Source organism: Synechococcus sp. BIOS-E4-1, assembly GCF_014279995.1.
GTDB lineage: Bacteria > Cyanobacteriota > Cyanobacteriia > PCC-6307 > Cyanobiaceae > Synechococcus_C.
In genome coordinates this window covers 2,461,307-2,482,065 of record NZ_CP047935.1, presented here as the reverse complement: position 1 = coordinate 2,482,065, position 20,759 = coordinate 2,461,307, and the positions used below count along the sequence as shown (strand labels likewise).

24 protein-coding genes are annotated in these 20,759 nt (G+C 60.3%); 7 read left to right on the top strand and 17 right to left on the bottom strand.

The window, feature by feature from the left end; translation table 11 throughout:
• Positions 1-58: 58 nt before the first annotated feature.
• From rpsN to sppA, 13 genes are all read right to left on the bottom strand, one after another.
• Positions 59-361, bottom strand: a complete 303-nt coding sequence (gene rpsN, locus SynBIOSE41_RS13515; RefSeq protein ID WP_066906178.1) for a 30S ribosomal protein S14 — start codon at positions 359-361, stop codon at positions 59-61.
• A 43-nt stretch (positions 362-404) separates the two neighbouring features.
• Complete coding sequence (gene rseP / locus SynBIOSE41_RS13510) at positions 405-1,487, bottom strand: RIP metalloprotease RseP (protein WP_186538271.1); 1,083 nt, start codon at positions 1,485-1,487, stop codon at positions 405-407.
• 18 nt (positions 1,488-1,505) lie between these two features.
• A complete protein-coding gene (gene serS, locus SynBIOSE41_RS13505; protein ID WP_186538270.1) occupies positions 1,506-2,783 on the bottom strand; it encodes a serine--tRNA ligase in 1,278 nt (425 codons plus the stop codon).
• A 59-nt stretch (positions 2,784-2,842) separates the two neighbouring features.
• On the bottom strand, positions 2,843-3,004 hold the full coding sequence (locus tag SynBIOSE41_RS13500; RefSeq protein ID WP_186538269.1) for a hypothetical protein: 162 nt from the start codon (positions 3,002-3,004) through the stop codon (positions 2,843-2,845).
• Positions 3,005-3,076: 72 nt separating this feature from the next.
• Positions 3,077-4,576, bottom strand: coding sequence for an AAA family ATPase (locus SynBIOSE41_RS13495; RefSeq protein WP_066906015.1), 1,500 nt, complete (start codon positions 4,574-4,576; stop codon positions 3,077-3,079).
• Entirely contained in the window at positions 4,569-5,123 is a 555-nt protein-coding gene (locus tag SynBIOSE41_RS13490) for a DUF177 domain-containing protein (RefSeq protein ID WP_186538268.1), read from the bottom strand. The genes SynBIOSE41_RS13495 and SynBIOSE41_RS13490 overlap by 8 nt, the downstream gene beginning before the upstream one ends.
• Positions 5,120-6,259: a membrane protein insertase YidC gene (gene yidC / locus SynBIOSE41_RS13485; RefSeq protein ID WP_186538267.1), complete on the bottom strand. Its 1,140-nt coding sequence runs from the start codon at positions 6,257-6,259 to the stop codon at positions 5,120-5,122. The genes SynBIOSE41_RS13490 and yidC overlap by 4 nt, the downstream gene beginning before the upstream one ends.
• 75 nt (positions 6,260-6,334) lie before the next feature.
• A complete protein-coding gene (locus tag SynBIOSE41_RS13480; RefSeq protein WP_066906009.1) occupies positions 6,335-6,757 on the bottom strand; it encodes a PH domain-containing protein in 423 nt (140 codons plus the stop codon).
• The gene (locus SynBIOSE41_RS13475; protein WP_186538266.1) at positions 6,754-7,155 is read right to left on the bottom strand and encodes a ribonuclease P protein component; all 402 of its coding nucleotides are present in this window, start codon (positions 7,153-7,155) and stop codon (positions 6,754-6,756) included. The genes SynBIOSE41_RS13480 and SynBIOSE41_RS13475 overlap by 4 nt, the downstream gene beginning before the upstream one ends.
• An 18-nt stretch (positions 7,156-7,173) precedes the next feature.
• Positions 7,174-7,311, bottom strand: coding sequence for a 50S ribosomal protein L34 (gene rpmH, locus SynBIOSE41_RS13470; RefSeq protein ID WP_074159280.1), 138 nt, complete (start codon positions 7,309-7,311; stop codon positions 7,174-7,176).
• A 53-nt stretch (positions 7,312-7,364) separates the two neighbouring features.
• Positions 7,365-7,952, bottom strand: a complete 588-nt coding sequence (locus tag SynBIOSE41_RS13465) for a DUF2808 domain-containing protein (protein WP_186538265.1) — start codon at positions 7,950-7,952, stop codon at positions 7,365-7,367.
• Positions 7,953-8,051: 99 nt separating this feature from the next.
• Positions 8,052-8,432, bottom strand: coding sequence for a chorismate mutase (gene aroH / locus SynBIOSE41_RS13460; protein WP_186538264.1), 381 nt, complete (start codon positions 8,430-8,432; stop codon positions 8,052-8,054).
• Positions 8,429-9,241 carry a signal peptide peptidase SppA gene (gene sppA / locus SynBIOSE41_RS13455; protein WP_186538263.1) on the bottom strand — a complete coding sequence of 271 codons (813 nt, stop codon included), beginning with the start codon at positions 9,239-9,241 and terminating at the stop codon, positions 8,429-8,431. Before sppA ends, aroH begins: the two co-directional genes overlap by 4 nt.
• A gap of 53 nt (positions 9,242-9,294) precedes the next feature.
• Here sppA and SynBIOSE41_RS13450 point away from each other — a divergent pair, with 53 nt between their 5' ends.
• The 3 genes from SynBIOSE41_RS13450 to SynBIOSE41_RS13440 are packed head-to-tail and all read left to right on the top strand — an operon-like array spanning position 9,295 to position 13,213.
• Positions 9,295-10,257, top strand: coding sequence for a DMT family transporter (locus tag SynBIOSE41_RS13450; RefSeq protein WP_186538262.1), 963 nt, complete (start codon positions 9,295-9,297; stop codon positions 10,255-10,257).
• Complete coding sequence (locus SynBIOSE41_RS13445; RefSeq protein WP_186538261.1) at positions 10,254-11,357, top strand: glycosyltransferase family 4 protein; 1,104 nt, start codon at positions 10,254-10,256, stop codon at positions 11,355-11,357. The genes SynBIOSE41_RS13450 and SynBIOSE41_RS13445 overlap by 4 nt, the downstream gene beginning before the upstream one ends.
• Positions 11,357-13,213 (top strand): glycosyltransferase family 39 protein, encoded by a 1,857-nt coding sequence (locus SynBIOSE41_RS13440; protein WP_186538260.1) that lies wholly within the window; start codon positions 11,357-11,359, stop codon positions 13,211-13,213. The genes SynBIOSE41_RS13445 and SynBIOSE41_RS13440 overlap by 1 nt, the downstream gene beginning before the upstream one ends.
• Here the strand turns inward: SynBIOSE41_RS13440 and SynBIOSE41_RS13435 are convergent.
• On the bottom strand, positions 13,207-13,752 hold the full coding sequence (locus SynBIOSE41_RS13435; RefSeq protein WP_186538259.1) for a DUF721 domain-containing protein: 546 nt from the start codon (positions 13,750-13,752) through the stop codon (positions 13,207-13,209). The genes SynBIOSE41_RS13440 and SynBIOSE41_RS13435 overlap by 7 nt on opposite strands.
• A gap of 81 nt (positions 13,753-13,833) precedes the next feature.
• Here SynBIOSE41_RS13435 and SynBIOSE41_RS13430 point away from each other — a divergent pair, with 81 nt between their 5' ends.
• From SynBIOSE41_RS13430 to SynBIOSE41_RS13415, 4 genes are read left to right on the top strand one after another with little or no spacing between them, the layout of a single operon-like run.
• Positions 13,834-14,613: a PspA/IM30 family protein gene (locus SynBIOSE41_RS13430; RefSeq protein ID WP_066905993.1), complete on the top strand. Its 780-nt coding sequence runs from the start codon at positions 13,834-13,836 to the stop codon at positions 14,611-14,613.
• A gap of 43 nt (positions 14,614-14,656) precedes the next feature.
• A complete protein-coding gene (locus tag SynBIOSE41_RS13425; protein ID WP_186538258.1) occupies positions 14,657-15,850 on the top strand; it encodes an aminotransferase class I/II-fold pyridoxal phosphate-dependent enzyme in 1,194 nt (397 codons plus the stop codon).
• Entirely contained in the window at positions 15,832-16,617 is a 786-nt protein-coding gene (locus tag SynBIOSE41_RS13420; RefSeq protein ID WP_255475773.1) for a biotin--[acetyl-CoA-carboxylase] ligase, read from the top strand. The genes SynBIOSE41_RS13425 and SynBIOSE41_RS13420 overlap by 19 nt, the downstream gene beginning before the upstream one ends.
• Positions 16,618-16,647: 30 nt before the next feature.
• Complete coding sequence (locus tag SynBIOSE41_RS13415; RefSeq protein WP_186538257.1) at positions 16,648-17,619, top strand: M23 family metallopeptidase; 972 nt, start codon at positions 16,648-16,650, stop codon at positions 17,617-17,619.
• Here SynBIOSE41_RS13415 and SynBIOSE41_RS13410 read toward each other — a convergent pair.
• Genes SynBIOSE41_RS13410 through SynBIOSE41_RS13400 form a run of 3 tightly spaced genes read right to left on the bottom strand, consistent with a single transcriptional unit; the run spans position 17,614 to position 20,686 of the window.
• Positions 17,614-18,354, bottom strand: coding sequence for a response regulator transcription factor (locus SynBIOSE41_RS13410; RefSeq protein ID WP_186538256.1), 741 nt, complete (start codon positions 18,352-18,354; stop codon positions 17,614-17,616). The two genes, SynBIOSE41_RS13415 and SynBIOSE41_RS13410, sit on opposite strands and share 6 nt — an antisense overlap.
• A 39-nt stretch (positions 18,355-18,393) precedes the next feature.
• Entirely contained in the window at positions 18,394-19,131 is a 738-nt protein-coding gene (locus tag SynBIOSE41_RS13405) for an ABC transporter ATP-binding protein (protein WP_186541229.1), read from the bottom strand.
• The gene (locus SynBIOSE41_RS13400) at positions 19,115-20,686 is read right to left on the bottom strand and encodes an NAD(P)H-quinone oxidoreductase subunit N (RefSeq protein WP_186541228.1); all 1,572 of its coding nucleotides are present in this window, start codon (positions 20,684-20,686) and stop codon (positions 19,115-19,117) included. Before SynBIOSE41_RS13400 ends, SynBIOSE41_RS13405 begins: the two co-directional genes overlap by 17 nt.
• Positions 20,687-20,759 lie beyond the last annotated feature (73 nt).

Here is a 20,759-nt window from a genome sequence, read left to right as displayed (position 1 = left end):
AAAGGAGGTGTTCAAACACCTCCTCAACTGCATCACTTTTAAGCAGAGACTCGACCAATCACCAGCTGGACTTGACCACGCCGGGAAGTTCACCTTTGTGGGCGCGTTCACGAAGCTGGTTGCGGCAGAGGCCGAAGTCGCGATAAACGCCTCTTGGTTTGCCCGTAGCCCAGCAGCGGTTGCGCATACGAGTGGGTGCGCTGTTGCGGGGCAGTGCCTGGATCTTGCGGTGGATCTCAAGCCGCTCCATGGGGTCCTTCGCTGCATGGAAGGCGGCCATCAGGGCAGTCCGTTTGGCTGAGAAGCGCTCAACCATTTTCTTGCGCTTCGCATCGCGGGCGATCATCGACTTCTTGGCCATGCAGCGATTGAAAACGAGCAGTTCAATCAGCAACCATACAGTTTCATTGGCCGATTAATTGACGCACCACAGGAAGCTGGCTGGTGTCACGCACGATCAGCAGCACACTGAGCCCGAGTACAAGCAGCAGGCTGGACTGCATCACAGCCAGTTGAAACCGCTCCGGCAGTGGGCGTCCGCGCAGACCCTCCAGCAGCAGAAACACCAGTTGTCCACCATCGAGCAGCGGCAGCGGCAAAGCGTTGAGGACCGCCAGGTTGATGGAGATCAGAGCCAGAAAGAGGGCGAGACCCGACCCTCCCTGGCTCGAGAGTTGCGCACCCATTTCCACAATCTTCACCGGGCCTGAAACCTGCTGAGCGGTGGCGCCGAAATTGGTGAACAAGCCTGCATAGCCAGACACCGTTCTGCTGAAGAGCCCGCCAAACTGCTGGCTGGACACGCTGAGCGCTTCCAGAGGTGAGCGCACGGGTCGCGTGGAGCCGCTGACGACTTCTTGAAGCTGGGCGCCGATACGACCGATTCCCTGCTGGTTGGCAGGCGTGAGCTGAAGTGGCGTGACCACATCGTTTCTAAGCACCTGAAGCGTGAGCGGCTGCCCCGGGCTGTTGCGGATCGGATCGACTGCCGCCTGGACAGCCGGCTCTCCACGGCCGAGATCAACGGCATCGATCGACAGGATGCGGTCGCCGGGTTTCAGCCCGGACAGAGCCGCCGGTTCGCCGCCCTGCACGCTCATCACCATGACGCCGGGCCCAGGTTCCCCAGGGACTCCTGTGGTGGCCGTGTGTCCCACAAGAACCAACCAGGCCAGCAGCAGATTGGCCAGAACGCCAGCACTGATCACCAGCATCTGCTGTGGGATCGGCCGGTTGCGCAATAAATCGGGATCGTCTTTGGGAATGTCGCTCTCTTCATCGTCTTCGGGGAATGAAACGAATCCACCCAGAGGGAGTAATCGCAGGGCGTAGGTGACGCCTCCCTGCTCGGTTTTGAGCACAGCGGGCCCGAATCCCACCGAAAAGCCATTGACTCGAATGCCTTGCAGACGGGCGGCCAGGAAATGGCCCGCTTCATGAATGACGATCAACAGCCCCAGAGCCAGCAGTGAGGCCAGAACGTTCATGGATACCTTTCAATCCACTCATTCTGGCTGGATTCTGTCCCCACCGAAGTAAGGGACCAGTGCCTGAGGCAGCAGCACACTGCCGTCGGACTGCTGACCGTTTTCCAGCAGAGCGGCCATGGTGCGGCCGATCGCCAGACCACTGCCATTCAGGGTGTGAACCAGCCTGGTCACTTTTCCTTCCTTGGTGCGAATCGAGGAACGCCGTGCCTGGAAATCACCGCAGACGCTGCAACTGGAGATTTCCCGGTACGCACCGGCGCCTGCGAGCCAGACCTCGAGGTCATAAGTGCGCGATGCGGAAAATCCCAGATCACCGGTGCAGAGTTCCAGCACCCGGTAAGGGAGTTCCAGGGCCTGAAGCACAGCCTCGGCATCCGCGGTGATCTGCGTATGAGCTTCGGCTGACTGGTCAGGGTGAACAAACCAGTACAGCTCAACCTTGTTGAACTGGTGCAGACGGATCAGTCCCCGGGTGTCACGGCCGTAGCTGCCGGCTTCTCTTCGAAAGCACGGGCTGTAGGCCACGTACTTCAAGGGCAGTTGATCCCCCGGAATGATTTCGTCGCGATGCAGGGATGTCACCGGCACCTCCGCTGTGGGCGTCAGCCAGAGATCGTCGTCCGCGCAACGGAAGCTTTCCTCGGCAAACTTCGGCAGCTGCCCTGATCCGGTGAGACTGGCGCTGTTCACCAGCACCGGTGGCAGCACCTCGCGGTAGCCCTTGCCGCCATGCAGATCGAGCATGAAGTTGATCAGAGCGCGCTCCAGTCGCGCTCCCTGGCCAAATAGGGTCACGAATCGGCTCTGGGCAATGCGCACGGAACGCTCGCTGTCCAGAAGGCCGAGACGGTCGGCAATCGCCCAGTGTTCCTCCAGGCCTTTCTGCTGGCGGGGGATGCCCCAGCTGCGCACCTCAACGTTGTCATTTTCATCCTTGCCGTCTGGGCAGTCAGCCGAGGGAAGGTTGGGAAATGTGAGCAGCTGAGTCTTCAGCGTTGAGGCAATCTGTTTTTCCTTTTCCTCGAGAACCGACACCTTCTGCTTGATGGCGTTGCCCTGCTGACGCAGTTCAGCAACTTCGGCACCCTTCGGATCAGCTCCACCTTTGATCTTGAGGCCTACATCCTTGCCAATGCGGTTGCCTTCCGCCTGAAGCGTGCTGCGTTCTTGTTCGAGATCGCGTTGATGCTGAGCGATCTGCTGAAGGGAGCTGAGATCCACATTCAGGCCTCGGCGTCCCAGCTGAGTGGCAATCAGCTCGGGGTTCTCTCGCACCAGACGCTGATCGAGCACAGGGGTTCGGATGATCGCGCCGGCAGCCTAGGCGTCCGCTGTCAGCGCTCTGTCAGCACTCAGAAAACCTGCCCAACCATCACAGCCGCCACGGCTGAGAACAACGTGATTCCCAAGGCGGTGAGAGGGTTCTGGCCCTGAGAGACGGCCACCGTGGTGATCACCCCGGCTCCAAGGCAGGCAGCTGCCAGTTGAGTGGTGATTTCGGAGGAACGGTTCAATTCCAGACTTTCGGCGGTCCTTGGAACTTACGGAGCCTGGCTGTGTTCGTCCCAGGTTGAAGGGGCGGATCGTTACGCCGTGTCAGGGTTCGTTACGGCTCGCAATGATGCAGGCCTCGCTCGCCCGGCACTGGCCCATTGCTTGAGGCTTTCCATCTGCTCCCTTGCCGTGCGTGACAGGGGTACAAGCTGCGATGCCGCCAGGATCATGTCGCTTTCGGTGAGTTCACGGATTTCGGCGAAGGCCAGGTGCATCGCTTCAATCACCACTTGCTCCAATTCAGCGCCGGAATAACCGTCCGTGCGATCGACCACGGTTGACAGCGGCAGATTGAGACCAGGACGGCGCCGCTGCAGGTGAAGGCTGAGGATGCTCAGACGCTCATCTCTCGAAGGCAGATCCAGCAGAAAGATTTCATCAAAACGTCCCTTGCGCAGCAGTTCTGCCGGTAGACGCTCCACGCCGTTCGCGGTGGCCACCACAAACACCGCCGATCGTTTCTCGGCCATCCAGGTGAGCACGGTGGCCAGAACACGCTGACTGGTGCCGCCATCACTGCGGCTGTCATTGCCGAATCCCTTGTCGATCTCATCGATCCAGAGAACGCAGGGCGCCATCGCTTCAGCCCGTTGAATCATGTCGCGGGTCCTGGCTTCGCTGGCTCCGACCAGGCCGGAAAAGAGGCGGCCAACGTCAAGTCGTAGTAGTGGCATTGACCAGCTGTGGGCGATTGCTCTGGCTGTGAGTGACTTGCCGGTGCCCTGAGGACCCACGAGCAGCACTCCTCTGGGCAGAGGAAGTCCGAAGCGGCGTGCATCGTCGTTGAAGGCCCTGTGACGTTGATCAAGCCAGTGCTTGAGCGTTTCCAGCCCACCGATGTCGCCAGGCGTTGCATCCGTTCGGCAGAACTCCAGCACTTCGCTGCGGGCTAGTGAAAGCCGTTTCTCCTCCAGCACATCGACCAAGTCCTCGCGGCTGAGAGATCCACGTTGTGCGAGAGCTTTGGCGGCCACATGCCGCACCCTCGTCTCGCTCAGGCCGCAGCAGGCATGAGTGAGTTCCTCGAGTACATCAGCCTCCAGGGCTCGACCGCTAGCTCTGGCGATGTTGGCGAGCAGTGTTCGTAACTCCTGCTCCTGGGGCAAAGGGAGATCCATCAGCGTGAGCGCCTCGTCCAGGTCGGCGGGTGGCGTCCACTGCCCGCAGGTCACGATCAAGGTGTGTGGTGTGGTTCGTAACTGGCTGGCGAGGTTCCGCAGCATGCGGGCGATTCCAGGGTCCTCGCAGAACCGGTGCACATCTTTGAGAAGCAGCAGGGTTGGACTGGAGGGGGAGCGCTCCTGCAGCCACTGCAGCACCGCCATCGGCTGTCGAGCTCCCAGTTGTTCCTGGCCCAGGGCGCCGCTGAGGCCTCCGACGAAATCCCAGCAGGTGAGAGTGCGGTCGGGCAAGCGCTCCGATGTCTGGCGCAGCAGCGTTTCCACGCGCTCCTCTTCATGGCTGCGGATCCAGATCAACGGTGTGCCTGATCGGATCAACAGGTCCAGTTGTGCGATCCAGTTATCAGTCATGGTTCGTCCCTTTGCGTTGCATCGACGACTGCAGATCCTTCAGGGCCTGCCAGCGAGGATCTGGTGTGGAACTTTGCTCCCCGCTAATTGCAGAGAGATCCGACGGTTGTTGCGGCATCCCGGGGCAGTGCTCCCCGCAGCGATTGACGACCGACATCTGCAGGCTCAGCTGTTCAAAAACCCAGCGTTCTGGTTCGAAATCCCCGCTTGGGTTCAGGCACTCCATCAGACCATCGGCTGAAGTTTGGTCCACACCCGCTTCAGCGAGATGACTATCGCTGGGCTCCTGGCCCAGCCAGATCAGTTCCTTGGAGATAGCACTGAGCTGTTGGTTGAAGTGTCCGAGGCAACGGTCGCAACGAAGGCAGACGATGGTCTGAACCGATCCTTCAACCTCTAGAAGATTGCCGAGATGTTCAGCCCTGAGAGTTCCTCGCACTGGAGTGAGGCTGGGCATTTCATCAAGTTGACCATCCACTGACCAGACCCTGGAGGTTCCCAGAGCTTGTAGCTCCCTGAGCGGTACCGGCTCAAGGCCGGGAATCATTTGTTGCCGCCCTTTGGCTCGAAAGGCAATCGGCTTCCTGAAACTCCACCGGCTGTGGCTGCCGCGGGTTGCTGCTTGAGCTGTTCGTCCACGATGGCCTGCAGATTGTCAGGCAAAGCTTCACGGGTCAGCAAGAAGGTCTGCAACGCCTGGAAGATGTTGGCGATCACCATGTACAGCAGGACGCCGGCCGGCAGGGGGAAGAACAGGAACATTCCTGTGATCAACACAGGCGTGATCTTGTTGGCTGTTGACTGCTGAGGATTCGCTGGCATACCCATCCCCGACAGCAGCTGGGAGATGAACAGGCTCAGGCCAAAGGAGCCCACAAGGATGGCGATGTCCCAGTTGACGGCACCGTCGGTGTAGAAACCGACCTGACCAAGAGCTTTGATGAACAGGAAACCACTGCGGGCTGCCAGACCGGGGATCTTGCCCTCAACGGTCGCATCACCAGGAGACAGCGCTGTGATCTCTCCGGCTTCAGAGACGGAGACAATCGACTCCCCTTTGGTCACCGTCCAGGCAGGCAGGAAGGACTTGCCGTTCTCAACACCGTCAAGTATCTCCCCGAAAGCCTCGCCACTTTTGGCCTGAAGCTGGATCTGAACGCTGTCGCCGGTGCCGATCTTGGTTCCGCCGGGCAGGCTGGCGATCACGGGGAAGTGATCGGTTTCAGTGACAAAGATCGAGTGGCTCGCACTGGTAAATGGTTTGGGCTCAACCGCAGCGATCTGCTCTGCGGGCAGCACTTTCAGATTGAGGGTGTAAGGAACGTCTGCGAACGGTGATCCACGCAGCGTGGCGAACAACGCGAACAGAATCGGCATCTGCACCAGCAGGGGCAGGCATCCGGCCAGCGGGCTGCCGAACTCCTTCATCAATTTGCCCATCTCCTCCTGCTGTTTCTGAGGGTTGCTGGCGAAGCGGGACTTGATCTCAGCCTGCCGCTTCTGCATCACAGGCTGGGCGATCCGCATGCGCCGTGCGCTGCGGATCGATCCCGCGCTCAGCGGGAACAGAGCAAGGCGGATCACCACCGTGAGAGCCACGATCGCGAGCCCGTAGCTGGGCACCAATCCATAGAAGAAATCCAGGATCGGCAGCAGCAGATTGTCGGAGATGTAACCGATCACGATGGCGTTCCGATGGGCGGTGAAGGGTGATGCCAGTGTGCAACAGCGTCGAGGCCGTCGCGTTGGTGCGCAGGCTCAGGCAGCGAATCCTTTGCTTGGAATGCTGTCACTGCTCGATCCGTTGGATTCTGGTCTGCTGGTGATCCTTTCCTGGATGTAGGTCTCAACCTCACGGAAGCGTGGCATCGAACGGAGCTCGAGCCGTGATCCATCCGTCAGCACGAGAACCATGTCACCCCACGCGCCGAAGCCACGGGGAACACAGCGCACCTCACGGATCTGGCTGTAGACCACCTGGCTGCGGTCCTTACCCATCCAGCCGCCGCTCACGGACACTCGCCGACTGGTGACGCGAAAGCGCAGCCAAAGAGCTCGCACGATGGCCCCTACGGTGAATGGCAGGGCAATCAGGGTGAAGCCCAGAAGGATGTTGAAGATGAGGTCCCCTTTCGCAGGACCTCCCTCGTAAAAGGTGTCTTCCTTGATGGAGCTGGTCATGGCTTCAGGCCCGCCTGTTCAAGCAATCTGTCGCATTCTTCCAGCAAGTCGTGATCCTCGGTGGCTGCTCCGGGTTTCAAACTGACCAAAATCCAGACGCTGGCGTGTTCCGGAGCATGTTCGAACCTTATGCGCAGATGGTCGTGCAGGCGCCTTCGCAATCGATTCCTGATCACGGCGCGCTTGCTGACTTTGCTGCTGATCACCACTGCCACTCGACAGGTTGGAGTCCCGCGTGGAAGATGTGATGTAGCCGTGGTTGCTCGGCGTTTAAGCAGGGAGTGGTGGGCTGAGACCTTTCTCAGCACCATCAGGTTGCCGTGGAAGCGCTTGCCTTTCCGATGCAGATGATCAAAACAGCGATGGCCGCGCAGACGCATGGATGCCGGCAGGACCATCGCGGCAATCCGAAAGAATCAGACAGAAAGGCGTGAACGTCCGCGCTTGCGGCGGCTGCGGATCACACGACGTCCGGTGTGAGTGCGCATGCGCACTCTGAAACCGGATACGCGCCTGCGCTTGCGACTTGTGCCTCCGAGAGTTCGTTTCGTCATGGAATTTTTCCGGCACCCGGCCTTTTGTCAAGGAGCGAGTTTATCAGCAGGGGTCAGTCGATATCCACAAGCCAGCTGCCGAGGTAGCCGGATACGGGAACGTCTCCCGGTGCCTGCGCCAGGGCATTGAATTGGAACATTCCCCCCTGGCTCGGATTGAAGACGTTCATGACCACGGCATAGGTACCACCAGTTGGAATCGGAGTGTCAGGGAAAACCTCGATGGCTGTCTGTTTTTCATTCACTTCAAATACCGCCGGCAGCACTTCCTTGCACTTGCTTCTTGAGAGCATCCCGCCCATCGACATCTTGCAGAGTGAGAGATTCTGTGGGCGGATGCGCGCGTTGAAATAGCTGGGCACCGTGATGCTCAGTTTGAGGATCGCGGTCTTGCGATCCTTCTTGCGCAGCATGAAGAAATATTCTGAGCGCTCACGCCGGCGTTGGCTGGTCTGAACGAAGTACAGCTTCCGATATCCAGTTCCTGAATCCCACCGGAATTCCAGCAGAGAAGGTGTGTTCTGTGCAAAAGCGGGGGGTGTTGATAGGGGTGGCACCGCCGCTCCACCGATGACTCCGCAACCAATCAGAGCTGCAAGTCCTGCTCTGCGAAGGGGAGTGAGAGAACAACGTCTTTTCATCGTGATTCGGGAGCAGTCGGCGCGGACGCCGTAAGTCGTGAGTGGATTGTCGTGAGAATCTCACGAACGCAGGTGCTTCGGGGGTCGGCCACTGATCTGTCAGTTGTGACCAGATCGGTCCGGGCGCAGCCGTGATGCTCCCCTCAGGTAGGGATGGTGAAGTGGCCGATCGCATGGAAGCCAGGCGTGGGCCAGCAGACGGATGCAACGGGCAAGATCTCCCTGGACGGCCATCTGCTGGACATCCAGAAGGGCCACTTCTTCCCAGCCTGTGCGGTGGCGCGCCACCGCTGCGGGAAAGCTGGCGTCCAGATCGGCGGTCACGGAGAACGTCACCGAGACCAGCTGATCTGGATCCAGGGCGTTCTGGTCCATCAGTGCGTCCACCAGTTCAGCGACAGCCTCATGGATGGCATGGGCGTTGTTGTCAGCGCAGGTGGTGGCACCGCGCAGGCCTCGCAGCAGCCGAGGGGCTGTCATGGTCTGTGCATCCAGAGGGGCTGGCCGCTCAGCTCAAGTTCAGTGGTTAGCAACTGATCGAGTCGCAGCAGAAGGCTGGATCCAGGCAGGCTCTGCAGAAGGCGCTTGCGAGGTTTGCCGAGGGTCACAGGCCGGCAGCGCTCCTCATCAAGTTCAGCTAGACGGGCTGCAACCAATCGAGCCTGCTCCTCGTCCCCCAGCTCATCCACAAGGCCCAGATCCTTGGCCTGCGCACCACTGAACACGCGTCCATCAGCGAAGGTGCGAACCTTGTTCTTGTCCATGCCACGACCCTCGGCAACGGCGGCGACGAATTGGTCGTAACTGCTGTCGATCAGGCTCTGCAGCAGCTCACGTTCCTCAGGACTCAGGGCTCGGTCGGGGGAAAGAATGTCCTTGTAAGCACCGCTCTTCACGGTTTCGAAGCGGACACCCACTTTCGACAGCAGTTCCGAGAGATTGTTGCCCCGCAGAATCACACCGATCGAGCCAGTGATCGTGCCTGGATTGGCCACGATCGAATCAGCTGCCACGCCGACATAGACCCCTCCGGAGGCGGAAATGTTGCCGAAGCTGGCCACCACCTTGCAGCCTTTGTCGCGCAGGCGCAGCAGAGCGGCATGGATTTCCTGGCTGTCGCCGACCGTTCCTCCTGGACTGTCGATGCGCAGCAGAAGTGCCGGGAATTCCCGCTCCTGCACCTCGCGCAGAGCCTTCAGCACTCTGCGTCGTGTCGAGCCACTGATCGCGCCTTCAATCACGATGCGCGCCATGCGGCGTTTGGACTTGCGGCGCCAAAGCCACCCCATGATCCTCCGTTCAACTCGCCGGATCTTAAAAAGGACCCTATCGGCCTACTTCCATGACGACGCTGCAGCGCGGGCTGCTGATGGTGTTGCCCTTCGCTCTGTGGGGTACTGCAATGGCGGCCATGGCCCCTCTTGTGGAGTCTGGTGGGGCTCCGCTTGTGGCCTGTCTGCGCCTGCTGCCGGCAGGCATCGTGCTGCTCATTGCCGTTCCTTACCTGGGCAGGTCGTTGACCATTAATTCAGCTGATCGTGGCTGGTTTCTGGTTTTCACCCTCGTCGATGCGATTCTTTTTCAGTTCTTTCTGGCCAAGGGGCTGCAGGGCACTGGTGCAGGCCTTGGATCGGTCCTGATTGATTCGCAGCCCCTGATCGTGGCTCTGCTCGCACGCTGGCTGTTCGCGGAATCGATCAATCCGATCGGCTGGATCGGTCTTGTGCTCGGACTTTCCGGAATCGTCTGTCTGGGGGTTCCGGCACCTCTCCTGCAGCACTGGTGGTTGCAGGCTGATCTCTCCGATCTGCAGGCTGGATGGCAGGACGGCACGGGCTGGATGCTGCTGGCGGCTTTGGCGATGGCCCTGGGCACCGTGCTCTGTCGCTTCGCTTGCAGAAACAGTGATCCCGTGGCGGTGACCGGCTGGCACATGGTTCTGGGTGGATTCCCTCTGCTCGCCTGGCATGGTCTTGATGCCAGCACTGAGCTGATCCCACCCTGGTCGGCCTATGACTGGGCTCAGATGGCCTACGCCTCGCTTTTGGGCAGCGCGCTTGCCTATTCCCTCTTTTTCTGGTTTGCCAACCGGGAGGATCTCACCGGTTTCAGCACGCTTGGATTTCTCACACCGGTGTTTGCGCTTGCCTCAGGGGGGGTGTTGCTGGGGGAACGGCTTGACACCCTGCAATGGTTGGCGGTGCTGCTGGTGCTGATCTCAGTGCTGTTGGTGAGTCAGCGACAGCGTCTCTGGGAGCCCTGGCTTTCTGCCTCGATCACCCGTCCAGGGGATATGAAGGCATGAACGATCGTCCTCTGACTCTGGTGCTGGTCAGCACACCTGTAGGACAGCTCGGCAGCGGCAGGGGGGGTGGGGTTGAGCTCACGCTTGCATCGTTGGTGAAGGGTTTGGTCCAGCGTGGCCATCGCCTGCATCTCGTGGCCCCGGAAGGGTCCTGTTTACCGGTGACGGATGGCACGGTGACACTGCATACCGTTCCGGGGGTTGATCAGCCGAGTTGGCAGCATGCGGATCGGAACGCACCGATGCGGATCCCCAGGGATGCTGTGCTGCCTCGACTCTGGGATCGCGCCTTGGGGCTGGGCAGCGATGTCGATGCGCTGCTCAATTTCGGTTACGACTGGCTGCCGTTATGGCTCACTCCTCACGTGGCTCCAAAAATTTTTCATCTCGTGAGTATGGGTTCCGTGTCTTCGGTGATGGACGCTGCCGTGGCTGATCTGGCCCGATGGGATCAGCGCCGCCTTGCGTTTCACACCCGTCGTCAGGCCGACGACTTCGCCCTGGTAGAGCCTCCTGAAGTGGTCGGTAACGGGTTTGATCTTTCCCGTTACGAGCTGCAGCTCACAACGGGTGGTCCGCTGGGCTGGGCCGGACGTGTGGCACCCGAAAAGGGGCTTGAGGATGCGGCGTCGGTAGCGGCCCAGCTTGGCGAGACACTGCGTGTTTGGGGGCTGGTGGAGGACGATGCCTATGCGAAGCGTGTCGAGAGTGCCGTTCCAGCAGGCACTGTTGAATGGTGCGGCTTCAAGCCCACAGCTCAGCTGCAGCGTGAGCTTGGCGGTTGCAGAGCGTTGCTCAACACGCCCAAGTGGAATGAGGCATACGGCAATGTTGTCGTTGAGGCCTTGGCTTGCGGTGTACCAGTGATCGCCTACAACCGCGGCGGCCCCGGAGAGATCATTCAGGACGGCGAAACCGGTTGGCTTGTAGCCCCCGATGATCGGGAAGCCCTTGCCGAAGCAACGCTTAAGGCGTCGGCCATCGACCGTCTTGCCTGCCGGCGCTGGGTCGAGCGTTGCGCGAGTCAGGAAGGACTGGCAGCTCGGGTCGAAGCCTGGATGTGCAGGGGGCTGACACCAGTGGATGGCACCATCTCCTGATGACAGCGGATTCATCAGCCCCGACTCCCTCAGTCGTTGTTCCAACAGCTCGCCAGCGCCGGCGTGGAATGCTGCTCATCCTTGCGCTGGCACTGGCGATCTTCTGCTGGCAGCTCGGCAATACCGGTCTCGTTGATGAAACGCCTCCTCTATTTGCGGCGTCGGGCCGTGCGATGGCGGAGACCGGTGATTGGCTCACACCAAGGGTCAACGGATTGCCCCGGTTCGATAAACCACCATTGGTGTATTGGCTGATGGGCCTGGGATATGCCCTGCCGGCCGGAAACATCTGGGATCCGCTAGGCACCTGGGCGGCTCGACTGCCCTCGGCCCTGGCCTCGGTGTTGACCATGCTTGCACTGGGGGACACCCTGCTGCGGTACCCACTGCAGGGCGATTCATATCCCCGTCGGACGGCCATCGCCGCAGCACTTGCGTTCGCCCTGTCTCCACTGGTACTGATCTGGAGCAGGACGGCTGTCAGTGATTCGCTACTGACTGGGACGCTCGCTCTCAGCCTGCTCTGCCAATGGCGCTGCTACGCGAGTGGATCGGGTCGACGTTGGTGGCTGGCCTGGATCGTTCTGGCCTTCGCCGTGTTGACCAAAGGCCCCGTGGCGGTGGTTCTCACAGGTATCACCCTGGTGCTGTTCGCTTCGATTCGCCGGGATCTGTCAGGTCTGTGGACTTCTCTGAGGCCTTTGCAAGGACTCCTGATCACAGCTTTGATCAGTCTTCCCTGGTATGCAGCAGAGCTGCTGGTGGAGGGGCAGCCTTTCTGGGACAGCTTTTTCGGCTATCACAATCTTCAACGCCTTACCAGCGTTGTGAACGATCATCTGCAGCCCTGGTGGTTTTTCGGGCCCGTGCTGGTGGTGGCGTCATTCCCCTTCACGCCGCTGCTGTTATTCGGATTGGGCAGGGTGATTGCCGATTTCGCGGGAGGCGCTTCCTTTCAGCGCCGACCCGCTCGCCAAAGCCTGGGCCATTTCGCCGGCTGCTGGTTGCTGGCGGTGTTTCTGCTGTTCACCGCAGCGGCGACCAAGTTGCCCAGCTATTGGCTGCCAGCTACACCGGCCGCAGCCTTGCTGATTGCATCTACGGCCCTTCCCCCGTCTCTTCAGCAACGCCGGGGGTTGCTGATCGCCTGGTGTTCAACTGCGCTTTGCACCGCAGTCCTGGCGGCTGGTCTGCTGGCATCGCCCCTTTGGATACCTCTGATTCAGGATCCGGAGATGCCCACCTTGCCGGCTGAGCTGATGGCCAGTGGGTTGGTGATCAGAGCTGCTGTGTGTTTCATCGTTGCTGTCCTGCTTGGAACAAGGAGTTTGTGGGGCTCTGTGCCCGGACGACTGCTGGCCTGGCAGGGACCGATGGTGCTGTTTCAGCTGATTGCCCTCGTGCCGATGATCCAGCTTGGTGATCGGGTCCGTCAGCTGCCGGTGCGGCAGGTGGCAAAGCAGGTTGTGGAGCAACGTCGTCCAGGAGAACCCCTGGCGATGATCGGCGTGCTCAAGCCCTCGCTTCACTTCTATACAGACCAGGTGGTGGTCTATGAAGGCCAGTCACAAGCAGCTCTCGCCAACCTCGCTGATCGTCTCAGTCATGAGCAGCGACAAGGTTTCCAGGGCTTGCCCATTACCGAGGTCGATGCTTCACCCTCTGTGCTGGTCGTCATCAACCGTGGAACGGCAGCCAAGCAGCACTGGCAGGGTCTCCAGCCTCAAAAGCTGGCGAGCGCGGGCATCTACGAATTGTGGCGGCTGGACAGATCACGGCTTGAGAAGCGTGCTGCTGATCTGCGCGATGCAGGTGTGGCTCTCACCTGGAAGAAGCCGAGACCTGAGCGTTACTGATCGCGATCATCCGGCCTCGACAACTCGCTCAGTTGGATGCGGCGGCAGAAGCTGCAATGCCCCCATTGCGCCATTTCGCCCATGGGAGAGGGGGTTCCACAACGGGGACATGCCGCGATGCCATGCACGTCAATGCGACTTGGGTGTCGTTTCCATTCCTCGAGGGGGTCTCCGATCACCTCACGCGGTGTTGGATGGTGTTGTTGAATCCGCAGATCACGCACGGGATGGCCTGCTGCACGAATGGATGCGAGCAGCTGAGGCTTGCTGTAAAGCAAGGCCTGGCGCCACTGGGGATGCCTGGCCCCCACGATCAGCGTTCCACTCCGCAGCGCCAGTGGTTGGCAATGGCTGGAGAGGGGATCGCCGGCCAGTTTCGGCCAGTCCTGCCAGAGCGCAGCCAGTGAACCCTCCTGTCTCCAAGTTCGTTTAAGAGTCTCAAGACATCCGCTAATCGGCTGAACGGGTTCTGGTTCAGGGGGCATCAGCACTTCTCCCTTCCCGAAGCGGCGCCGCTGCGATTTCGGGGCCCGACCCATGCCAATTGCCGATTTTGAGTCGACCTTAGGCAGGTGCTCTTGATTTGCTCGCTACCCTCAAATTGCTGCTCGCCCCGATCCATGGGTTTCTTCGACCGGCTCAGCCGACTGCTGCGCGCCAATGTCAACGATCTCGTGAGCAAGGCCGAGGATCCCGTCAAGATTCTCGACCAGTCCGTGGCTGACATGCAGGAGGATCTGGTGAAGCTGCGCCAGGCTGTTGCCATGGCGATCGCCAGCCAGAAGCGCCTTCGCAATCAGGCTGATCAAGCGGAATCCCAGGCACGTACTTGGTACGAGCGGGCAGAGCTCGCTCTCAAAAAGAACGAAGAGGATCTGGCCCGAGAGGCACTCACCCGGCGTAAGACATTCCAGGAGACCTCGGCCTCTCTGGCCAAGCAGGTGCAGGGGCAGGACGCCCAGGTGGAAACCCTCAAGAAAAGTCTTGTGGCCCTCGAAGGCAAGATCGCCGAGGCGCGCACCAAGAAGGACATGCTCAAGGCCAGGGCCCAGGCGGCCAAGGCTCAGCAGCAGCTCCAGAGTGCAGTGGGAAATATGGGCAGCAATTCCGCCATGGCCGCCTTTGAGCGGATGGAGGACAAGGTCCAGGCGATGGAAGCCAGCAGTCAGGCAGCAGCTGAACTGGCAGGGGCCGATCTGGAGAGCCAGTTCGCAGCCCTTGAGGGTGGTGATGATGTGGATGATGAACTCGCTGCCCTTCGCCAGCAACTGGCCGGTGGCCCTGAAGCCGTTGCACTGCCAGCGGCTGATCAGGGCAAGGCTGATGCTGTCCAGCCTGTCAACGTTGCGGAAGTCGACAACGACCTCGAAGAGCTCCGCCGCTCCATCGACAAGATCTGATCAGGGACCGTGATCACCCGCTTCCAACCGCAGACTTCTCTGGATGATCACCTCTGATCGCCTTGCAAGGCTCGGCAGCGGTGTCTTCGATCGCAATGACCGGCGCAAATCGGCATACGTCGACAGCGAACGGCAGAAGCATCAGGCTCTGATCGACCTGTCTCTCGGCTCCACTGATCTGGCGCCACCAGACGCTGCCGTGGAAGCCATGGCCGAGGTGCTTCAGCATCCCTCCAGCGCCTCGTACTGCCTTCATGCAGGGACGCAATCGTTCAGGAGTGCTGCTGCCGCATGGTGTCAGCAGCGCTTCGGTGTTCAAGTGGACGCCCAGACCGAAGTGCTCCTGCTGGTTGGATCGCAGGAAGGTACGGCGCATCTGCCTCTTGCGGTTCTTGATCCCGGCGATTCGGCGCTGATTCTTGACCCTTCCTACCCCTCTCACCGGGGTGGACTGGAACTGGCGGATGCCGACATTCACACCCTTCCACTCACCGCTGAGCGGGACTGGGCTCCGGACTTCGACGCGCTCTCCACAGACCAATGGCAGCAGTTGGCTCTGATGGTTCTCGGTTTTCCTCATAACCCCACCGCCCGCACCGGGGAGCAGGCCTGGCTTGACGAGGCCATGAACCGTTCCGTTCAGCACGATCTGGTGCTGGCCCACGACAACCCTTATGTGGATCTGGCGCTGGAGGGCGATGCCCCGTCACTGCTGCGCTGCCCCCACTGGCGTGAGCGGGGAATCGAATTCTTCTCTTTGTCCAAGGGATGGTGTCTCGGAGGATTCCGGCTGGCGTTTGCGGTGGGGGCTGCTCCGTTGATCAAAGCCTTGCGCCAGCTGAAAGGCGTCGTTGATTTCAATCAGTGTCAGGCGCTGCAGCGGGGCGCGGAGGTGGCGCTGGATCAACATGCCGACTGGCCATCACGTCTCCTGCCCGTTTATCGCCAGCGCCGCGACCGCATGCGACAGGCCTTGGCTGATCTTGGCTGGACTGTGCCGGTTCCATCCATGGCCCTCTACCTCTGGATGCCTATTCCGGAATGGGCATGTGCAAGGGGGTGGAGCGACGAACAGCTTGCGGCTGAGTTGTTGGCCCACTGCGGCGTGGCGCTGACTCCGGGCTCCGGTTTTGGTGACGCGGGTCGTGGCTGGTTGCGGCTGGCTCTTGTCCGTCCGGTCGAGGATCTGGAGCAGGCTGTGATTCGCCTGCATCCCTGGTGGGAGAAGCACCATTGACCTTTGTGAGGACTGGCCGGGGGCGATTGCTGCATGATCTGCGTCGCCATGGTGATGACTCCTGGTGGCTGAGGCGGTTGGGCGTGTGTGCCAGCACTGAGACCGAGCTGTCTCAATGGCTCGTGCAGCACCCCTGGTGTGGCCTCCATCCACGCGCAGTGTTGGCTGACCATCAGATCCGTGCTCATGGACAGTACGGACGCCGCTGGATGGCATCGAGGGGCGGTGTCTGGTTGAGTGCGGCTCTTCCCTGGCCTCAGCAGCAATGTTCAACGGGCTTGTTCGGTCTCACCGTGGCTCTCGCCCTGGCGGAGCAGGTCGAGTCCACTGGCCTTCAGGTGTCCATCAAGTGGCCCAATGATCTGTTGATTGATTCCCGCAAGCTGGCCGGTGTGCTGCCCACACTGGTTTTCCGCGGCAGTCGGGTCCGTCTAGCCAGGATAGGGGTGGGTCTCAATGTGAGTAATCCCGCGCCGCCTGGAGCAGTCTCCCTGAGGGAACGTCTTTCTTCAGGGCGATGTCGGCTGAGGGTCTGGCAAGGAGCCGTGCTGCGCGCACTCGACCGCGCCCGCGAGCTGGCACTTGATCCCTGCATGGTGGTCCGTCAGGCCGAGCAGCGTCTCTGGGCTGAATCGGTTGCTGATCCAGGCACGGGAGAGGCCTGGCAAGTGCGAGGCATCGGCATGGACGGACGTCTGCTTCTGGAGCAGGGGACCCGGAGGACAAGCTGGACCCGTTGGACAGACAGCCCTGACCAGGATCTCTAGAGTCTCGCTCGATGAGACCGTCTTGTTCCGTTGGTTCTGCGTTGGCTTGCCGCATCGGTTCTGCTGTCCATCCCTGCTCTGCAGGGTCCAGTGACCCCTCCTGAGCTCAAGCCGGCTCCACCTCCACTCACCTTCGATCGTTCGCTGGAGTCCCTGGAACGAAATCGCGTCATCACTCCGCTCGAGCGACGGCAGCTTGAAACGGGGGAACAGGCCCGGCCCATTGATGTTCCTGCGTTCCAGAAGGCCTGCCGCAGCGGTGCCCTCTCGCAGCAGGAATGCAGCAGCGGTGTGGCGGTGCGCCGCCGTAGTTCCCGTCTGCAACCCCGCGTGGTCTGGAAAGGTCGTGACGAAACGCTCACAGGGTTGTCCAGACGCGGGTTTGATGGCACACCGCTTCCTCCGATCTCAGTCCCGGTGAAGGCTTTGCTGGCAGGCTCCTCTGCCACGTTCCGCCTGGAGACGGTGTTTGCTGTTTCACCCAGGCCCGCATCGATCTCTGGCAACGGTGATCGCAAGCTGCTGTTCCCGATCATCGGTTCAGCCATCACCACCAGTGAATTCGGCTGGCGGATCCATCCGATCATCGGTAGATGGCTGATGCATGCCGGCAAGGACCTGGCAGCCCCTGAAGGGACCCCAGTTGTCGCTGCTTTGTCAGGAACGGTCCTGAGCAGCGGTCTGGCCGGTGGTTACGGCATTGCTGTGGAGCTGGATCATGCCCAGCCCAAACGCCGGACCCTCTACGGACATCTTTCAGAGATTTACGTGAAGTCCGGCCAGAAGGTTCATCAGGGTGAGGTGATCGGTCGTGTGGGCAGCACGGGGCTCAGCACTGGACCCCATTTGCATTTTGAACTGCGCAAGCCTGAGGCCGGCGGCTGGGTGGCTGTCGATCCTGGCGATCTGGACCTCAATCCGCTCACTGCTTCCGGTGCAGACGCCGTGTCGCTGCTTGTGGGTCAGCTGATGACCAGTCTCGAGCGCTCGCAGGACTCATGACGTCTCAAGCTGACGCTCTTCCCGCAGGATGAAACCCACACCTCTCACGGTGTGAATTAAGGCAGGACGCTCACTTGATTCGATCTTCTGACGCAAATAGCGAATGTACACATCGAGAAGATTGTCGTCGCCGTAGAAGTTCTCACCCCAGACTCCGTGCATGATTTCAGTGCGTTCAAGCACTTTCCCCTGACCACGCATCAGGAAATTCAGCAATTCGTACTCCTTCACGGATAACTGAATCAACTGGCCGGAACGGCTCTCATCCCTGGTGCTCGTGTTCATCACCAGATCTCCGACCTGGAGTGTTTCAGGATGCTGTCCATCGCCAGCTGCAGCAGAGAATGTGCTGGCACGTCTCTGCATGGCCCGCAGTCGAGCCATCAATTCCTCGATGGAAAAAGGCTTGACGAGATAGTCGTCAACTCCAGCATCCAGGGCCGTCACACGATCAGCGACGTCGTCGTGGCCGGTGAGCATCAGGATCGGTGTGGTGATGGCGCTACTGCGAATTCTCTGACAGATGTCCACACCGCTGAAATCGGGAAGATTCCAGTCCAGAACAATCAGGTCCGGGGATGGCTCCGTGCGGGCTCGGATCAGGCCAGTGGCACCATCCGCGGCCACATCAACCTCATACCCCTCAACCTCCAGTTCCATTTTCAGGAGTTCCGTGAGGCGAGCCTCGTCGTCCACCAGTAGGAGCCTCGTCTTCGGAGTGGCGGAGGAGACCATGTAATCCAGTTCACCCACACACCAGCCTAATCAGCAAGCTCAGGTCGGCTTGGAGTCGTGGGCGCGACCATCCCAGCGTTCGACACGACCGTCCCGAAAATGAGCCACCCGTTCAGCACGAGCCGCAACATCATCTTCATGGGTGACCAGCACCAGCGTGATCCCCTGGTCGTGCAAGGCGTCGAACAGATTCAACACGTCATCCGTGGTGCGTGAGTCGAGGGCACCGGTGGGTTCATCAGCAAGGAGCAGGGCAGGCTGGTTGATGATGGCTCTGGCAATGGCCACTCTCTGCTGTTGACCGCCGGAAAGCTGATTCGGCTTGTTCTCCATTCTTTCCCCAAGGCCAACGCGGTCCAGCGCTTCTATGGCTTTGTCGCGTCTCTGCTTGGGTGAGAGCCCTGCATAGATCATCGGCAGCATCACGTTCTCGAGAGCCGTCGCGTGGGGCAGCAGATGGAATTGCTGAAACACGAAACCCAGCTGCTGGTTGCGCAGATCCGCCAGGGCATCGTCATCAAGCTCCTCTACGGCACTCCCATTGAGGTGATAAGAGCCGCTGCTGGGGCGGTCGAGGCAGCCCAGAATGTTCATTGCAGTGCTTTTGCCAGAGCCACTGGCACCCATCACGGCGAGATAATCGCCTTTACGCACGGTCAGATCCAGTTGATCGAGCGCCCTGACCAGGCCAGCGCCAGTTCCATAGATCTTGTCGACCCCGCGCAATTCAGCGACGGGTAAGCGTTGACCCGCCGCTCGGTCAGCCAAGGGTGGCATCGGAGGCATTGGCGATCGCCTGCTGCAGGATCGGGGTTCCAGCGACCGCATCACTGGCCCACTGGAAGAGGGGATTGGAGAGGATCCCACCAACAGCTGTGACCACTACGCAGGTCACCAGAGCAACGCGGAGTGGAGGCAGTCCCAGGGTGTTCCACTGGACCGGCGGATAGGACTTCACTGCATCGGAGGCTTCCTGGGGTTCCTTGACCACCATCATCTTGATCACTCCGATGTAGTAGTAGATCGAAACCACCGAGGTGATCAGGCCCACCACCACCAGCAAATACTGGTGATCAGCCCAGCCCGCGAAGAAGAGATAGATCTTGCCGAAGAAGCCGAGCATGGGCGGGATGCCACCAAGCGACAGAAGGCAGAGACTGAGCCCGAGTGTGATCAGGGGATCCTTCTGATAAAGACCGGCGTAATCGGAGATTCGATCACTGCCGGTGCGAATTGAAAACAGGATGATGCAGGCAAAAGCCCCCAGGTTCATGAACAGGTAGGCAGCCATGTAGAGGACCATGGCGGCGAAACCGTCCTCGGTGCCGCAAACCAGGCCGATCATCACGAAGCCGGCCTGACCGATGGAGCTGTAGGCCAGCATCCGTTTCATCGAGGTCTGGGCGAGCGCAACGACATTGCCGAGGGTCATGCTGAGCACCGCGAGAACGGTGAACAGCAGTTTCCATTGCGTGTCGAAGCTGCCAAAACAGCCCACGAGGATTCGAAGAGCCAGGGCGAAACCGGCGGCTTTGGAACCGACTGACAGGAAGGCGACAACCGGGGTCGGAGATCCCTCGTAAACGTCTGGTGTCCACTGATGAAACGGCACTGCCGCGATCTTGAACGCCACGGTTGCCAGCACGAACACGAGTGCCAGAGCAGCAAGAGGGGTGGGACTGGTCAGCAGTGATTGCCCGATCGCTTCAAGGCTGGTGGAGCCGCTGAGTCCATACAGGAGTGATGAACCGTAAAGAAAGACCGCAGCTGCGGCGGAACCCACCAGCAAATATTTCAGCGCCGCTTCCGAACTGCGGGCATCGCGTTTCATGTACCCGGAGAGCAGGTAACTCGCGACTGAGAGAGTTTCCAGCGAAACAAAAATGCTCACCAGATCGGTGGCACCGCAGAGCAGCATGCCTCCAAGCGTTGCCGCTAACAGGATTGCGGCGTATTCACCCACAGGGGTTCCACCCTGTTCGGCATACCTCCAGCTAATCAGCAAAGACAGCAGCGTTGAGCAAGCCACAACGGCCCGGAAGGCAATTGCCAGGTGATCAGAGAGGAATGCGCCAAGGAAGGAGGGCTCAAGCGGGGCGTTCCACTGCAGTGCAAGCAGCACCAGAGCCGTACCCAGACCTGCGTAGCAAATGGGTGGAACCCAGCGCACGGATACTTTTTCGCCGGCCAGATCCACCAGCAGGGTGGCCAGCATCGCCAGCAGGACTGCACCTTCCGGGGCAATAGCACCGGCGTTCAGCGCAAGGTTGAGCAAATCACCCGGCGCTGCCAATGGCTGGGTATCGAGAAGCAAGGCACCCATCTCGGGCATGGCGCGCGCAGGGCAAAGCGGTTCGGGCGATTGTAGCTGCGCTTCCGTTCTTCCTTGAGGCATCACGTGTATT

Excerpts from the sequence above, each read along its gene's own strand:
- rpsN (WP_066906178.1), bottom strand. The coding sequence starts at position 361 with ATGGCCAAGAAGTCGATGATCGCCCGCGATGCGAAGCGCAAGAAAATG.
- rseP (WP_186538271.1), bottom strand. The coding sequence starts at position 1,487 with ATGAACGTTCTGGCCTCACTGCTGGCTCTGGGGCTGTTGATCGTCATT.
- SynBIOSE41_RS13495 (WP_066906015.1), bottom strand. The coding sequence starts at position 4,576 with ATGACTGATAACTGGATCGCACAACTGGACCTGTTGATCCGATCAGGC.
- SynBIOSE41_RS13490 (WP_186538268.1), bottom strand. The coding sequence starts at position 5,123 with ATGATTCCCGGCCTTGAGCCGGTACCGCTCAGGGAGCTACAAGCTCTG.
- SynBIOSE41_RS13480 (WP_066906009.1), bottom strand. The coding sequence starts at position 6,757 with ATGACCAGCTCCATCAAGGAAGACACCTTTTACGAGGGAGGTCCTGCG.
- SynBIOSE41_RS13475 (WP_186538266.1), bottom strand. The coding sequence starts at position 7,155 with ATGGTCCTGCCGGCATCCATGCGTCTGCGCGGCCATCGCTGTTTTGAT.
- rpmH (WP_074159280.1), bottom strand. The coding sequence starts at position 7,311 with ATGACGAAACGAACTCTCGGAGGCACAAGTCGCAAGCGCAGGCGCGTA.
- SynBIOSE41_RS13465 (WP_186538265.1), bottom strand. The coding sequence starts at position 7,952 with ATGAAAAGACGTTGTTCTCTCACTCCCCTTCGCAGAGCAGGACTTGCA.
- aroH (WP_186538264.1), bottom strand. The coding sequence starts at position 8,432 with ATGACAGCCCCTCGGCTGCTGCGAGGCCTGCGCGGTGCCACCACCTGC.
- sppA (WP_186538263.1), bottom strand. The coding sequence starts at position 9,241 with ATGGGGTGGCTTTGGCGCCGCAAGTCCAAACGCCGCATGGCGCGCATC.
- SynBIOSE41_RS13450 (WP_186538262.1), top strand. The coding sequence starts at position 9,295 with ATGACGACGCTGCAGCGCGGGCTGCTGATGGTGTTGCCCTTCGCTCTG.
- SynBIOSE41_RS13445 (WP_186538261.1), top strand. The coding sequence starts at position 10,254 with ATGAACGATCGTCCTCTGACTCTGGTGCTGGTCAGCACACCTGTAGGA.
- SynBIOSE41_RS13440 (WP_186538260.1), top strand. The coding sequence starts at position 11,357 with ATGACAGCGGATTCATCAGCCCCGACTCCCTCAGTCGTTGTTCCAACA.
- SynBIOSE41_RS13435 (WP_186538259.1), bottom strand. The coding sequence starts at position 13,752 with ATGGGTCGGGCCCCGAAATCGCAGCGGCGCCGCTTCGGGAAGGGAGAA.
- SynBIOSE41_RS13430 (WP_066905993.1), top strand. The coding sequence starts at position 13,834 with ATGGGTTTCTTCGACCGGCTCAGCCGACTGCTGCGCGCCAATGTCAAC.
- SynBIOSE41_RS13425 (WP_186538258.1), top strand. The coding sequence starts at position 14,657 with ATGATCACCTCTGATCGCCTTGCAAGGCTCGGCAGCGGTGTCTTCGAT.
- SynBIOSE41_RS13410 (WP_186538256.1), bottom strand. The coding sequence starts at position 18,354 with ATGGTCTCCTCCGCCACTCCGAAGACGAGGCTCCTACTGGTGGACGAC.
- SynBIOSE41_RS13405 (WP_186541229.1), bottom strand. The coding sequence starts at position 19,131 with ATGCCACCCTTGGCTGACCGAGCGGCGGGTCAACGCTTACCCGTCGCT.
- SynBIOSE41_RS13400 (WP_186541228.1), bottom strand. The coding sequence starts at position 20,686 with ATGCCCGAGATGGGTGCCTTGCTTCTCGATACCCAGCCATTGGCAGCG.